Source organism: Halpernia sp. GG3 (genome assembly GCF_052976925.2).
The window spans coordinates 222,343-238,460 of record NZ_JBRIIR020000014.1; the positions used below are offsets into that span (position 1 = coordinate 222,343).

7 protein-coding genes are annotated in these 16,118 nt (G+C 34.9%); all 7 read left to right on the top strand.

The window, feature by feature from the left end; all coding sequences use genetic code 11:
- Positions 1-77 precede the first annotated feature (77 nt).
- The 7 genes from rpoB to ACVBED_RS08560 all read left to right on the top strand — a co-directional run bounded on the left by rpoB (position 78) and on the right by ACVBED_RS08560 (position 16,047).
- Entirely contained in the window at positions 78-3,908 is a 3,831-nt protein-coding gene (rpoB, locus tag ACVBED_RS08530) for a DNA-directed RNA polymerase subunit beta (RefSeq protein WP_473094863.1), read from the top strand.
- 85 nt (positions 3,909-3,993) lie between these two features.
- Positions 3,994-8,259: a DNA-directed RNA polymerase subunit beta' gene (gene rpoC / locus ACVBED_RS08535; RefSeq protein ID WP_473094864.1), complete on the top strand. Its 4,266-nt coding sequence runs from the start codon at positions 3,994-3,996 to the stop codon at positions 8,257-8,259.
- Positions 8,260-8,363: 104 nt separating this feature from the next.
- The gene (locus tag ACVBED_RS08540) at positions 8,364-8,678 is read left to right on the top strand and encodes a DUF3467 domain-containing protein (RefSeq protein ID WP_447121438.1); all 315 of its coding nucleotides are present in this window, start codon (positions 8,364-8,366) and stop codon (positions 8,676-8,678) included.
- A gap of 379 nt (positions 8,679-9,057) precedes the next feature.
- Positions 9,058-11,886 (top strand): T9SS type A sorting domain-containing protein, encoded by a 2,829-nt coding sequence (locus ACVBED_RS08545; protein ID WP_473094865.1) that lies wholly within the window; start codon positions 9,058-9,060, stop codon positions 11,884-11,886.
- 284 nt (positions 11,887-12,170) lie between these two features.
- Complete coding sequence (locus ACVBED_RS08550; RefSeq protein ID WP_447121440.1) at positions 12,171-14,984, top strand: WD40/YVTN/BNR-like repeat-containing protein; 2,814 nt, start codon at positions 12,171-12,173, stop codon at positions 14,982-14,984.
- A 66-nt stretch (positions 14,985-15,050) separates the two neighbouring features.
- A complete protein-coding gene (locus tag ACVBED_RS08555; protein ID WP_447121441.1) occupies positions 15,051-15,455 on the top strand; it encodes a hypothetical protein in 405 nt (134 codons plus the stop codon).
- Between the two features lie 214 nt (positions 15,456-15,669).
- On the top strand, positions 15,670-16,047 hold the full coding sequence (locus ACVBED_RS08560) for a hypothetical protein (protein ID WP_447121442.1): 378 nt from the start codon (positions 15,670-15,672) through the stop codon (positions 16,045-16,047).
- Positions 16,048-16,118: the final 71 nt, after the last annotated feature.

The following is a 16,118-nucleotide window of genomic DNA, read 5'->3' on the forward strand; positions in this document are numbered from 1 at the left end:
TCTCAGTCTATTATCTTTTCGTCTAAACCCTGATATTTTTTAAATCAAAATATTTTTTAACCCTTCTTAAAAATTTTATGAGTAAATCTAAAGCAGTCACTCAAACTCAGGGAACCGAAAGGATTAATTTTTCTACAGCGAAAGGAAAAATTGAAACACCTGACTTTTTGGACATTCAGATCCAGTCCTTCAAAGAATTTTTCCAACTGGATACCCTTCCAGAGCAAAGAATGAACGAATCTTTGTACAAAACCTTTGAAGAAAATTTCCCAATTACCGATTCTCGAAACAATTTCGTTTTAGAATTTTTAGATTATCTGGTAGATTCTCCACGTTATTCAATTGACGAATGTGTAGAAAGAGGTTTAACCTACAATGTGCCTTTAAAAGCACGATTAAAATTATACTGTACCGATCCAGAACATGAAGATTTTCAAACCGTTGTGCAAGATGTTTATTTAGGACCTGTTCCTTATATGACGCCTTCCGGTTCGTTTATCATCAATGGGGCAGAACGCGTTATTGTAACGCAATTACACAGATCTCCTGGTGTTTTCTTCGGACAGACTTACCACGCAAATGGTACAAAATTGTATTATTCCCGTATTATTCCTTTTAAAGGATCTTGGATGGAATTTACAACGGATATCAACAACGTAATGTATGCGTATATTGATAGAAAGAAAAAATTACCTTTAACAACTTTGTTAAGAGCAATCGGCTACGAATCTGATAAAGATATTCTTCAGATTTTTGACCTTGCAGAAGAAGTGAAAGTTTCTAAAGCAGCTTTGAAAAAAGTAGAAGGTAGAACTTTGGCAGCGAGAGTTTTAAACACTTGGTTTGAAGATTTCGTTGATGAAGACACTGGTGAAGTAGTTTCAATCGAAAGAAATGAAATTATTTTTTCTTACTGTGAAACTATTTTAGACAAAGAACATTTAGATCTAATTTTAGATTCTGGTGTGAAAACTATTTTGATTCACAAAGAAAATTCTAATGAGTTTTCTATCATTCAAAATACCTTACAAAAAGATCCAACGAATTCTGAAAAAGAAGCCGTTGAATATATTTATAGACAATTAAGAAACGCAGATCCACCCGATGAGGAAACAGCAAGAGGAATTATTGAAAAATTATTTTTCTCCGAGCAGCGTTACTCTTTAGGTGAAGTGGGCCGTTATAGATTAAATAAAAAATTAAATCTAAAAATCGCTGAAGACAAACAAGTTTTAACCAAAGATGATATCATTGCAATTGTAAGATATTTAATTCAGTTGGTTAATTCTAAAGCAGAAGTTGATGATATTGATCACTTATCAAACAGAAGAATTAAAACTGTTGGTGAGCAACTTTCTGGTCAGTTTGGTGTTGGTTTATCAAGAATTGCACGTACTATTAAAGAGAGAATGAACGTTCGGGATAATGAAATATTTACACCGACGGATTTAGTTAATGCTAAAACGTTGACTTCTGTAATTAATTCCTTCTTTGGAACGAATCAGTTGTCTCAGTTTATGGATCAAACCAATCCACTTTCTGAAATTACGCACAAAAGAAGACTTTCTGCACTGGGACCTGGTGGACTTTCCCGTGAAAGAGCAGGTTTTGAAGTACGTGACGTTCACCATACACACTACGGAAGAATTTGTCCGATTGAAACGCCAGAGGGACCAAACATTGGTTTGATCTCTTCTCTTGGTATTTATGCGAAAATTAACAATCTTGGTTTCATTGAAACGCCTTATAGAAAAGTAACTAACGGTAAAGTTGATTTAAATTCAACACCGATTTTCTTAAATGCAGAAGATGAAGAAGATAAAGTAATTGCGCAGGCGAATGTTGAAATGAAAGATGACGGAACTATTTCTACTGACCGTGTTATTGCACGTTTAGATGGTGATTATCCAGTTGTTGAGCCTCAACAAGTTGATTTAATTGATGTTGCACCAAACCAGATTTCTGGTATTTCTGCTTCGTTAATTACTTTCTTGGAACACGATGATGCGAATAGAGCCTTGATGGGATCAAACATGATGCGTCAAGCCGTTCCTTTATTAAAACCAGAAGCACCGATCGTTGGAACTGGTCTTGAGCAACAAGTTGCAAAAGATTCTAGAATTTTGATCAATGCGGAAGGAAATGGAACCGTAGAATATGTAGATGCTGATAAAATTGTCATCAATTATGAAACTACAGAAAATCAGGATCTTGTAAGTTTTGATACTTCTGTGAAATCTTATAAATTAACAAAATTCCGTAAAACGAATCAGGGAACAACCATTACTTTAAGACCAAATGTAAGAGTAGGTGATAAAGTAGTAGAAGGACAGGTTCTTTGTGATGGTTATGCCACTGAAAAAGGTGAGTTGGCCTTAGGTAGAAACCTAAAAGTTGCCTTCATGCCTTGGAAAGGATATAATTTTGAGGATGCAATTGTAATCAACGAAAGAGTAGTTCGTGAGGATTGGTTTACTTCAATCCACATAGATGAATATTCTTTGGAAGTGAGAGATACGAAATTGGGTATGGAAGAATTAACTTCTGATATTCCTAACGTCTCTGAAGAAGCGACCAAAGATTTAGATGAAAACGGTATGATCCGTATTGGCGCAGATGTAAAACCTGGTGATATTTTAATTGGAAAAATTACACCAAAAGGTGAATCTGATCCTACGCCGGAAGAAAAATTACTTCGTGCCATCTTTGGTGATAAAGCAGGTGATGTAAAAGATGCTTCTTTAAAAGCAGATTCTTCACTTCGTGGTGTGGTAATTAACAAAAAATTATTCGCACGAAACATTAAAGACAAAAAGAAAAGATCTGAAGAAAAATTAAAACTTGAAGAAATCGAAAATTCGTTCAAATCGAAAAACGATGATTTAAGAAATATTTTACTAGAGAAATTAAACGTTTTGGTAAGCGGTAAAACGTCCCAGGGTGTGACTAATGATTTAGATGAAGAAGTTCTTGGTAAAGGTGTAAAATTCACACAGAAATTACTTTCAAGTGTTGAAGATTATGTTAATATCAGTGGTGCAAACTGGACTGTTGATCAAGATAGAAATGAGTTAATTGTAAAATTAATCCATAACTATAAGATTAAATATAACGAATTACAAGGTGTGAAAAACCGCGAGAAATTTGCGATTTCCATTGGTGATGAGTTACCAGCAGGTATCATGAAACTGGCTAAAGTTTATATCGCTAAAAAACGTAAGTTAAATGTTGGTGATAAAATGGCGGGTCGTCACGGTAATAAAGGAATTGTTTCCCGTATTGTACGTGAAGAAGATATGCCATTCTTAGAAGACGGAACTACGGTTGATATCGTTTTAAATCCACTTGGTGTGCCATCTCGTATGAACATCGGTCAGATTTATGAAACGGTTCTTGGCTGGGCTGGTAAAGAATTAGGTTTAAAATTCGCAACACCAATTTTTGATGGTGCAAATATTGACCAAATTACTGAATATACTAAGAAAGCAGGCGTTCCAGAATTTGGTAGTACGTATCTTTATGATGGTGGTACAGGTGAAAGATTCGCGCAACCGGCAACAGTTGGTATCATTTACATGTTGAAATTAGGACACATGGTAGATGATAAAATGCACGCACGTTCAATAGGACCTTATTCATTAATTACGCAGCAACCTTTAGGTGGTAAAGCGCAGTTTGGTGGACAAAGATTTGGTGAGATGGAAGTTTGGGCTTTAGAAGCATTTGGTGCTTCAAACATTTTAAGAGAAATCTTAACTGTGAAGTCTGATGACGTGATTGGTAGAGCAAAAACTTACGAAGCCATCGCAAAAGGTGAAGCAATGCCAGAACCTGGTATTCCGGAATCTTTCAACGTATTACTTCATGAGTTACAAGGTCTTGGACTGGATGTGAGACTTGAGGAATAAATAGAAACAAGAAACAAGGATCAAGACACAAAATTTGAAGTCTTGGTTCTTGACTCTAGACTCTCTTAATCTTTAAAAATAAAAAATGTCAAATAAAAATAAAACAAGTAATTTTAGTAAAATCAGTATTGGTTTGGCTTCTCCGGAATCTATTTTACAGGATTCTCGTGGTGAAGTTTTAAAACCAGAAACGATCAACTATAGAACGCACAAACCTGAAAGAGACGGTCTCTTCTGTGAGAAAATTTTTGGTCCTGTAAAGGATTATGAATGTGCTTGTGGAAAATATAAGAGAATCCGTTACAAAGGAATCGTTTGTGACCGTTGTGGTGTAGAGGTTACGGAAAAAAAAGTACGTAGAGAGCGCATTGGGCACATCAGTTTGGTGGTTCCTGTGGCGCACATCTGGTATTTCCGCTCTTTGCCAAATAAAATCGGCTATCTTTTAGGTTTACCGTCTAAGAAATTAGATATGATCATCTATTACGAAAGATATGTCGTAATTCAGCAAGGTATTGCAAAACAAGCCGATGGTTCAGATTTCGAGGATAAACAATTTTTAACTGAAGAAGAATATTTAGATATTCTAGAAACACTTCCTCAGGAAAATCAATATCTTGATGATCATGATCCAAATAAATTCCTTGCCAAAATGGGTGCGGAAGCAGTTGAAGAATTATTAAGAAGAATAGATCTTGATTCTCTTTCTTTTGATCTACGTCACAAAGCGCACAATGAATCTTCAAAACAAAGAAGAACTGAAGCACTTAAAAGACTAAATGTTGTTGAAGCCTTAAGAGGTGCAAACACCAGAATGATCAATAAAGCAGAGTGGATGATTATGCGCGTTTTGCCAGTAATTCCACCAGAATTAAGACCTTTAGTGCCATTAGATGGTGGTCGTTTTGCAACGTCTGATTTAAATGATCTTTACCGTAGAGTAATTATCAGAAACAACCGTCTAAAAAGATTGTTGGAAATCAAAGCACCAGAAGTGATCTTAAGAAATGAAAAAAGAATGCTTCAGGAATCTGTAGATTCATTATTCGATAATACAAGAAAATCTTCTGCTGTAAAATCTGAATCTAACAGACCATTGAAATCACTTTCAGATTCATTGAAAGGTAAACAAGGTCGTTTCCGTCAGAATTTATTAGGAAAACGTGTGGATTATTCAGCGCGTTCCGTAATTGTTGTAGGGCCAAACTTGAAACTTCACGAATGTGGAATTCCAAAAGATATGGCGGCAGAACTTTACAAACCATTTGTAATTAGAAAACTAATTGAAAGAGGGATCGTAAAAACTGTAAAATCTGCAAAAAGAATCATTGATAGAAAAGAACCTGTAGTTTATGATATTTTAGAAGGTGTGTTAAAAGGCCATCCAGTATTATTAAACAGAGCACCCACTTTACACAGATTAGGAATCCAGGCGTTTCAGCCAAAAATGATTGAAGGAAAAGCGATTCAGTTGCACCCTTTGGTTACGACGGCATTTAATGCGGATTTTGACGGTGATCAAATGGCGGTACATTTACCTTTGGGTCCAGAAGCAATTTTGGAAGCACAATTGTTAATGTTAGGTTCTCAGAATATTTTGAATCCAGCAAATGGTTCCCCAATTACCGTTCCTTCTCAGGATATGGTTTTGGGTCTATATTTTATGACTAAAGAATTATCTTCTACTGAAGACATGAAAGTAAAAGGCGAAGGTCTTGCTTTTTATTCGCCGGAAGAAGTTGAGATCGCTTATGCAGAAGGACAGGTTTCCTTAAATGCAAAAGTTAGATGTAGAGTTCCTGTTAAAGTTGATGGCGAATTAGTTGTTAAATTAACTGAAACTGTTGTTGGTCGTATTTTGTTTAATCAAATTGTACCAAAAAGTGTAGGTTTTATTAATGAACTTTTAACTAAGAGATCTTTAAGAAATATTATTGGTAGAATCTTAGATGATACTGATTTCCCAACAACTGTAGTATTCTTGGATGCTATGAAAGATTTGGGGTATGCTAATGCATTTAAAGGCGGTCTATCTTTTAGTTTAGGTGACATTGTGATCCCTGAAGAAAAGAAAAAAATGATCACTACTGCGGTAGAAAATGTTGATGAAATTAAAGCCAATTATAACATGGGTTTAATTACAGATACAGAACGTTACAACCAAGTAATTGACGTTTGGACCAATACCAATGCAGGTTTAACGGAAATGATCATGAGTAGAATGAAAGTCGACCAAGGTGGATTTAATTCTGTATATATGATGCTAGATTCTGGTGCACGTGGTTCCAAAGAGCAGATTCGTCAGCTTTCAGGAATGCGTGGATTGATGGCAAAACCTCAAAAAGCTGGTGCTGGTGGTGCAGAGATTATTGAAAATCCAATTGTAGCCAACTTTAAGGAAGGTTTATCAATTTTGGAATACTTTATTTCTACGCACGGTGCGCGTAAAGGTCTTGCAGATACCGCATTGAAGACAGCCGATGCTGGATATTTAACAAGAAGATTGGTAGATGTTGCACAGGATGTAATTATTACTGAGCAAGATTGTGGTACTTTAAGAGGTACTGAAATCGCTGCATTGAAGAAAAATGATGACATCGTAGAGAGAATATCTGAGAGAATTTTAGGTCGTGTTTCATTACATGATATTTACGATCCAGAAACAGATGAACTGATGGTTCATGCAGACGAAATTATCAACGAAACTTTAGCCAAAGCAGTTGAAGCCGCAGGTATTGAGACCGTAGAAGTACGCTCACCACTAACTTGTGAAACAGCAAAAGGTATTTGTGCTAAATGTTATGGTAGAAACTTAGCCACTGGAAAACCTATTCATATGGGTGAAGCGGTTGGTGTAATTGCTGCGCAATCCATTGGTGAGCCTGGAACTCAGTTAACGTTGAGAACTTTCCACCAAGGGGGAACTGCAAGTAATATTACTGAAAATCCTTCGATTGTTGCAAGACGTGACGGTATCGTAGAAATGGACGAGGTAAGAACGGTAACTTCTGAGGATGAAAACGGTAAAAAAGCGGAAGTTTTGGTATCGCGTTCAACTGAATTTAGATTAGTAACTGATAATGAATTGAGAACGCCAATAATGGTTGCCAACGTTCCTTATGGATCAATCTTATCTGTAAAACCAGGAGATAAAGTGAAAAAGGGAGATCTTATCGCTAGATGGGATCCGTATAACGCGGTAATTATTGCGGAAAGTGCTGGTAAAGTAGAATATGAAGATATTATACAAGGTATTTCTTTCCAATTGGAGATTGATGAGCAAACTGGTTTCGAGGAGAAAGTAATTTCTGAATCTCGTAACAAAAAAGCCGTTCCAACATTGAAAGTTATGGATGGCAAAGGTGAAGAGATCAAAGCCTATAACCTTCCAGTTGGTGCCCACATTATGGTAAACGATGGTGAAAAGATCAAGTCTGGTAAAGTCATGATCAAGATCCCTCGTAAATCTGCAAAATCTGGGGATATTACCGGTGGTCTTCCACGTGTAACTGAATTATTTGAAGCGAGAAATCCTTCAAATCCTGCAGTTGTTACGGAGATTGACGGTGTAGTTTCTTACGGTAAGATCAAAAGAGGTAACCGTGAGTTGATCGTTGAAGCAAAAACTGGCGAGATCAGAAAATATTTGGTAAAATTATCAAATCAGATCTTAGTTCAGGAAAATGACTTTGTACGCGCTGGAGTTCCATTATCCAATGGTTCTGTAACGCCGGACGATATCTTGAAAATTAAAGGACCAACTGCCGTTCAGGAATATTTGGTTAATGAAATTCAGGAGGTTTACAGACTTCAAGGCGTGAAAATCGATGATAAACATTTTGAAATTATCGTTCGCCAAATGATGACTAAAGTTGCTGTAGTTGACGGTGGAGACACTCAATTCTTAGAAAATGCTTTAGAACATAAATTTGATTTCTTACTAGAAAACAACCGTGTTTTCGGTCTTAAAGTAGTTGTGGAAGCCGGAGATTCGAAAGAATTTAAACCTGGTCAAATGATTACCACTAAAGAATTAAGAGATGAAAATTCTAAATTGAAACGTGAAGATCAGGCTTTAGTAGAAGTGCGTGAAGCATTATCTGCAACTGCAACGCCAGTATTACAAGGTATTACAAGAGCAGCATTACAGACGAAATCTTTTATGTCTGCAGCCTCTTTTCAGGAAACAACGAAAGTTCTTAACGAAGCAGCAGTTTCTGGGAAAATTGATTACTTAACTGGTCTTAAGGAAAACGTGATCGTTGGTCACAGAATTCCTGCCGGAACTGGTTTAGCAGTTTACCAAAACGTGATCGTTGGTTCTAACAAAGAATTTGAAGACCTAAACTAAATTAAGAGTAGTTTGAAATTGTTTGAAAGGTTTAGTATTATCCAAACTTTTCAAACAGAATCAAACCTTTTCAAATAAATTAATAATTTAAAAATAAAAAAATAATGGACATTAATCAAAACGACAACCAAGATCCAAATAACATTAATATTAATCTAAATGAAATAGTAGCCCAAGGTGCTTATTGCAACTTGGCTTTAGTAAATCATTCTCCTTCAGAATTCGTTGTAGATTTTATTCAATTAATGCCAGGAGTTCAGCAGGCTAATGTAAGATCAAGAATTATTCTTGCGCCTTTACACGCAAAAAGAGTAATGGCAGCTTTACAGCAAAATATTACAAGCTATGAGCAACAATTCGGTGAGATCAAAGAATTGGAGCCATTCGTAGTTGGTCAAAATAACAACGTACAAGCTTAATATTTTTCACAATATTATTCTAAAATGCCATCGCTTTTGCGGTGGCATTTTTTTTATTTAAAATTTTAAAGTCAGGAGCTTCACAGTCTTGTTTTTTGTGAAGTCTCGTCCCGCTGTCCGCTTTATCTTTTTTTAGCGCTCGCTTCGCTCTCGCTAAAAAAAGGATATCGCTTCCATCGCGGCTAGGTTTCCGGATCAGTTTAATTTTTGAAAGTAAGATGATTTAGATGATATACAATTTTAGGGTAAGCACAAGAACCTCGCTTTATTGCAATCAATTTTTAAATACGTGTGAAGCATAATTAAGAAAACTGTTATGAGCACGCAATTTTTTTTTAAAATAATAAAAATTATATATAGCTTAGCAAAAATTAATAATATGATGAATAAATTTATATGCGGAGTTTTTTTTATTATTTGTAGCGGAGCTTTTGCACAGAATAATGAAACAGCAACGAAAAGAAAATTATTGCAGAAACAATATTTAAAATTAGAAAAATCTCTTAAGAAAGAACATGTAAAATTAGAAGCCGCCGGTATTCCGCCTAATGCTTACAATGAGCAGGACTTCAAGAACACTTTGGACCCTACAACAGGAATGCCTGCTTTCTCGTCTTTAATTAAATTAAGAAAGGATTTAAACGCAGGAAAATTTGCACCTAAAACAGCTTTAAGTTTTCTTGGTGGTACAACATCCAACGTTAATGGGAAAACGATAATTAATCAAACGTGGACTGAAAGAGGGCCTTATGCAGTTGGTGGCAGAACCCGGGCAATGGGATTTGATCCAAATGATCCGACAGGCAAAAGAGTTTTTGCGGGTGGGGTTTCGGGCGGACTTTGGGTTAACCAAGACATCTCGAATTCTGCTAGCGAATGGAAACCTTTAAGTCAGTTTTGGGCAAATACTTCTGTAGTAAGTATTGCCTTTGATCCAAATAATCCCCTAGTGTTTTACGTTGGAACTGGTGAGACAGAAACAAACGATAATAGTGGTTCCGGAATTTGGAAAACTACTGATGGTGGAACTACTTTTACAAATATTTTTACGGTTCCAGTCACTTACCTTGGTACTACGAGAAGAGGTAATTTTTATATTAATGATATTAAAGTTAGGAACAATGCCGGTGTATCAGAAATTTACGCGGGTGTTAGTGGTGGCTATAATGCTGGTTCATTTAACGGTCTGTATGAAGCAGGTCTTTACAAGTCAACTGATGGAGGTGCGACATTTACGAGAAATACAAGTTTTGAAGCGTACAGTAATGGTGGAACAAATATAGGACATTCTATACAACAGATCGAAATTGCAGCAGATAATTCAGTTTGGATATCTACAAGAATTTCGAGATTTGGAAACGTAGTTCCCTCTGGTGGTAAAATTTTCCGTTCAACTGACGGTGTAACTTTTACAAATATTTATAATTCATCACTTCTAAACAGTAGAGTAAATTTTTCTTTGTCTAAAACAAATCCTTTAAAAGCTTATGTATTAATGCAGGGAGCAGACGCGAGTACAGAACCTGTTAGAATTTTAAAAACTATAAACGGTGGTAGTACTTGGCAATCAACTAATGATTCTACACCATCAATAACTCTTCCAGTAGATGCTGATATTCCACAACCTGCGATTGGATATGGAGGAATTCCTGCAAATGATTTTACCCGCGGACAATCTTTTTATGATTTAATAATTCTTGCAGATCCAACTGATGATAACATCGTTTATACTGGGGGTATAGATTTATTTAAAAGTACAGATGGCGCCGCAAATTGGTCACAAATATCAAAATGGTCTAATAATTATGGTTTAGCCGCTTTACCAATATCCACAGTACATGCGGATCAACATTCTTTAGTATTTAATATCCAAAATCAAAATCAAATGCTCTCTGGAAATGATGGAGGTATTTATTTTGTGTCAGATAAAGCCAATATAGCAACTGCAACAGGTTTTAATAGTAGAAATAACCGCTATAATGTAACTCAGTATTACCGTGCAACTTTAAACCCTACTAAAACGTCCGGCTCAGAAGAGTTTATTGCTGGTGCACAAGACAACGGAACGCAGAAATTTGCTGGTGTCCCTCAAACGAATAATTTTTACAATACTTCTAATTATACAGGGGGTGATGGTGCCTTTACGGAATATGATGATAACGCGCAGTATATAATAAGTAGCTATGTTTATAATACGCATTATTTGCAGTCTATCCCTGCAGGAACTAGTAATGTTAATCTTATTATCTCGGCGGACAGAGGTTTAGGTCATTTTATAAACGAAATGACGGTAGATAGAAATTTAGATATTTTTTATTCATACCGCGCCGGTCTATCCATAAATAAAGTAACGGGATTGCTAAGCTCTGGTCCACAGACATTAGTCCAGACAACTATTTCCGCGGGAACTCCGGCGGCGACTGAACAAGTTTCTGCTTTAAAAGTTTCGCCTTTCACGACGGCGAGTTCTACATTGTTTGTAGGTTCTAATTTAGGTAAACTTTATAAGATTATTAATGCAGATACTAGTACTCCAACCTCTACTGTATTTGTTACAAATTTTGTAGGAACTATATCTGATATCGAATTTGGCATTTCAGAAAGTCAAATTTTAGTAACGATTTCCAATTACGGAGCAACCACTGTAAACGTTTTTTATTCTGATGATGCTGGTGTAAGTTGGAAAAATAAAGAAGGGAATTTACCAGATATGCCAGTAAGAAGTATTTTGATGAATCCATTACAAATCTCTGAAGTTATCATCGGAACTGAGTTGGGAGTTTGGGGTACTGCTAATTTTATGGATCCTTCGCCAACTTGGGCACAATATGCAGGAGATATGGGAAATGTGCGCGTAACGGATTTAGATTACAGACCTTCAACCTTTACAGTTTTAGCTTCAACCTATGGGCGAGGTGCCTGGACAAATACAATTGGCGATGCATTATCAACCTCGAACGTTATTTCTAACAGCTCAGTTAAAATTTATCCTAATCCTTCTAATGGTATTTTACACGTAAAATATGATAATGTGAAGTATAAAAATTTAACAGTAACTATCTTTGATGCATCTGGAAAATTAGTCTTCACAAAAATCAACGTTTCTTCTGACCAAGAATTTCAAACAAATCTAATTAAAGGATTTTACGTTTTAAAAGCAATGAGTGGAACAGAAAAAGTACTGAGCTCATCTTTACTTATCAACTAAATGATTAATAATAATCTCAGATTAATTTTTTGCACATTTCTACTTTCGTGCGGTTCTGCAAAAATTACGTCTGAGATTAAAATTTTATTTCACTGACTTATCATCTAAAAATTAAATATAAAATTACTTTGATATTTTGAGAATCTAAATAATAATAAATGTCGTAGTTTGCTTAAAGTTAACCTTGTAAATCTAATAATAATACGCTCGTACAGATTAGATTTTTACATAATTTTGACTATCAATAACGATATTAATTTATAACTTAGCAAAAAATAAAAAATATGATAAGTAAATTATTTTCTAGTATAATTTTATTAGTATTTATAGGCACTTTTGGGCAGAATAGTGAAATTGCAAGTAGAAGAAAAGTATTGCAAAATCAATATGAGAAATTAGAAATTGCTGCAAAAAAACAACATGCGATAAATAAAAATGCAGGCATACCTCCAAATGAGTATAACGAACAAGATTTTAAAAATACAATAGATCCCGAAACTGGAACTACCCATTTTTCCTCTTTGTTAAACATTCGACAAGATCTGAATGCAGGTAAATATGCACCACGAACTGCTCTAAATTTACTTGGCAATAGTTCTAGCGGGAATATAAATGGCAGAACGATTATAAATCAACCTTGGGTTGAGCGCGGGCCGTATTCGGTTGGCGGAAGAACCAGAGCATTTATGTTTGATCCAAATGATGCTACAGGCAAAAGAGTTTTTGCAGGTGCTGTTTCTGGTGGGCTTTGGGTAAATCAAGATATTACAAATCCAGGTAGTGAATGGAAACCATTAAGTCAATTTTGGTCAAATACATCTATTTCCAGTATAACTTATGATCCCAATAATACGCAAATAATATATGTAGGAACAGGTGAGTGCGAGACAGGTGACGCAATAGGTTCAGGTATTTGGAAATCTGCAGATGGAGGAACAACTTGGTCAAATATTTTCACAATTCCCATCACTTATACGGGATCAATAAGGAATGGCAATTTTTATATCAATGATATTAAAGTAAGAAGTTTTAAAGGTGTTTCTGAAATTTATGCAGGTGTCAGTGGTGGCTACGTGGGTCGCAACTTTAATGACGGATTCAGCGGTCTTTATGAAGCCGGATTATATAAATCTACTGATGGAGGTGCAACATTTACCAGAAATACAAATTTTGAAGCATCTGGGAGTATTGGGCACTCTGTTCAGCAGATCGAAATTGGTTCAGATAATTCTATTTGGCTTTCTACGAGAACCTCAAGATTTTCAAACGTTCCCTCTGGTGGGAAAATTTTTCGTTCCACAGATGGTATTACATTCACAAATATTTACAACTCTGGACTTGTATCGAGCCGTGTGAATTTTGGCTTATCAAAGTTGAATCCATTAAAAGCCTATATAGTAATGCAGGGAAGTGGTTCCAGTGAGCCAGTGCGCATTTTAAAAACTCTTGACGGTGGCAATAGTTGGTTAGCAACTAATGATTCAACCCCAGTAATTTCACTTCCGAAAGATGCTGACACGGGGATTCCAACTAATGATTTTACACGTGGCCAAAGTTTTTATGATTTATTTATCATCACCGATCCTGCAAACGATGACATAATATACACGGGTGGCATAGATTTATTTAAAAGTACAGACGGTGCAGCAACTTGGCAACAGATTTCAAAATGGTCTAATAATAATAATTTAGCAAATTTATCTGTATCAACAGTGCATGCCGATCAGCATGTTTTAATTTTCAATCCAAAAAATTCAAGTCAAATGTTATCTGGTAATGATGGAGGGATTTATTTCATCGCCAATAAAAATAATATATCGGTAATCGGAGGAATTTCTGTTCAAAATGCAAGATATAATGTGACTCAATTTTATCACGCAACCTTAAATCCAACTGCGAATCCTGCAAACGAAGAATTTATTGCAGGTGCACAAGATAACGGAACTCAAGCACTTACTGGGGCGCCTTCAGCAAATAATTTTTATGGAGCATTTCAATACACAGGTGGTGATGGTGCTTTTACCCAATATGATGACCAAGCAAAGTATATTTTGAGTAGTTATGTTTATAACAATCATTCTATTCAATCTGTACCAGATAATAATTCATATAATTACCTTTTATCTTCCAGCACAGATAGAGCTTTAGGTCATTTTATTAACGAGATGACAGTAGACAGAAATAAAGATATTTTTTATTCTTACAGAGTAGGTTTAACAATTAATAAAGTGACGGGTTTACTTTCTACCGGTCCACAATCTCTGATCGCTACACAAATTTCTGTAGGTACACCAGATTCGGGCGAAGAAGTTTCTGCCTTAAAAGTATCACCTTTTACAACTGCTTCATCTACTTTATTTGTAGGTACTAATTTGGGTAAAATATATAAAGTTACCAATGCAGATACTGCTTCACCTGCATCTACCTTATTAGTTACGCCATTTGTAGGTACTATTTCAGATATTGGTTTTGGCACTTCAGAAAGTCAAATTGTTGTTTCTATAGAAAATTATGGTGCCTCTACAATAAATGTTTTTTATTCTAATGATGCAGGTGCGACATGGTCTAATAAAGAAGGAAATTTACCTGATATGCCTGTGAGAGCTGTGCTAATGAACCCAGAGAATACCTCAGAAGTTATACTTGGAACAGAAATGGGCGTTTGGGGAACTGCAAATTTCATGGCTGCTAATCCAACTTGGGCACAATATTCCGGGGATATGGGAAATGTAAGAGTTACAAGTTTCGATTATAGAACAGTAGTTAGAGGTGCAACTACTATTTTAGCATCAACATATGGTCGTGGTGCCTGGACGACTGCACCAGGACTAAATCTAGCAACCTCTGAAACGGTAACAAATAGTTTTAACAGAGTTTACCCAAATCCATCCCAGGGAAATTTACATTTAAAATATGATAACTTAAAATATAAAAATGTAACTATTTCAATCTATGATGCGTCTGGCAGATTAGTTTTTACAAAAGATAATGTTGCTTCAGATGAAGAATTTCAAACAACTTTAGTCAAAGGATATTACGTTTTAAAAGCGGCAAGCGGTTCAAATTTAGTTTTTACTTCTGCATTACTTATAGAATAAATGATAAATTCTAATCTAATATTTATACTTTCTGCACTTCTACTTTCTTGTAGTTCTGCAAAAAATATGGATAAGATTAACAAAGATTTTACTATCATCTCTGCTGAAAAATCGACTTGGTTTGGAGGCAGAGAAGGTGTAAAAGGAACCAGTTTTTATTTTATTTTAAAAAATAATCAAAATCAAACTTTTAAGTTTACTAGTCTCAAGATTGGTAAAAATAGCTATCCTTTGAAAACTGATATTAAAAAAGATTCAATTTTTATTTCAGCATCTGTTTCATCTGTTTATCATGAGCCACAGTTAAATATGGATACTGGTAAAACAGTTGAAAATAAAATAAAAACAGATGGGATTAGTGCAGTAAGTTTAGAATATATTTTGCTTAACTCTAAAATAATACACATTATTCCCGTGAAAAATATCAGTGAAAGAGACTCGGATATTTTTAGAGAAGCACTTCCTAATTAAAAGCTTAAATAATTTTTTTCAATATTAATCAAAATTTATTTTAAATTATCTTTAATTTTTGATCGTATCGTAAATTATCTAATTTACATTTAACAATCCCTTAATTCATTGGGATTATTTGTTTTATAAAGTCAATGTAAATTTTATTAATGGTATTTCACTTTAGTATCTTTATCTAAAAATTATTTTAATAAACAATTATAATATATTAAGTATGAAATACCTGCTGTTACTAGCCTTATCAATCATTTCATGCAAAACAAGTGCTAGTAAATCTATTGCAATTAAAAAAACAAATGAAATGGTAAATCAGAAAAGTGCTTTTTCAAAATTGGCTAACAGTGATAATTCTTACACCTTATATTATAAAATTGAGAAGAATAGTAATTCTCCTGTAAAGCTTTTTACATATTATGTTACTGATAACAAGACAAATAAAATACTGAAAACTACCGAGCAGATTGCTGCCGAAAAAATATTTTGGAAGGATGATCATACTTTAGCGATTATTCCCTACACTGAAATGATACCGAAAAACGATGTAGTAGGAGAGCCATTTAAAATAGCTGAAATTTTAATAAATATAAAATAATAATATTGTGAGAAAGAACTACTTGATCCACGGATTGGTTATTGCGAGCTCATTGACACTGTTAAATGGCT

Coding starts and splice junctions, on each gene's coding strand:
- rpoB (WP_473094863.1), top strand. CDS start 78: ATGAGTAAATCTAAAGCAGTCACTCAAACTCAGGGAACCGAAAGGATT.
- rpoC (WP_473094864.1), top strand. CDS start 3,994: ATGTCAAATAAAAATAAAACAAGTAATTTTAGTAAAATCAGTATTGGT.
- ACVBED_RS08540 (WP_447121438.1), top strand. CDS start 8,364: ATGGACATTAATCAAAACGACAACCAAGATCCAAATAACATTAATATT.
- ACVBED_RS08545 (WP_473094865.1), top strand. CDS start 9,058: ATGATGAATAAATTTATATGCGGAGTTTTTTTTATTATTTGTAGCGGA.
- ACVBED_RS08550 (WP_447121440.1), top strand. CDS start 12,171: ATGATAAGTAAATTATTTTCTAGTATAATTTTATTAGTATTTATAGGC.
- ACVBED_RS08555 (WP_447121441.1), top strand. CDS start 15,051: ATGGATAAGATTAACAAAGATTTTACTATCATCTCTGCTGAAAAATCG.
- ACVBED_RS08560 (WP_447121442.1), top strand. CDS start 15,670: ATGAAATACCTGCTGTTACTAGCCTTATCAATCATTTCATGCAAAACA.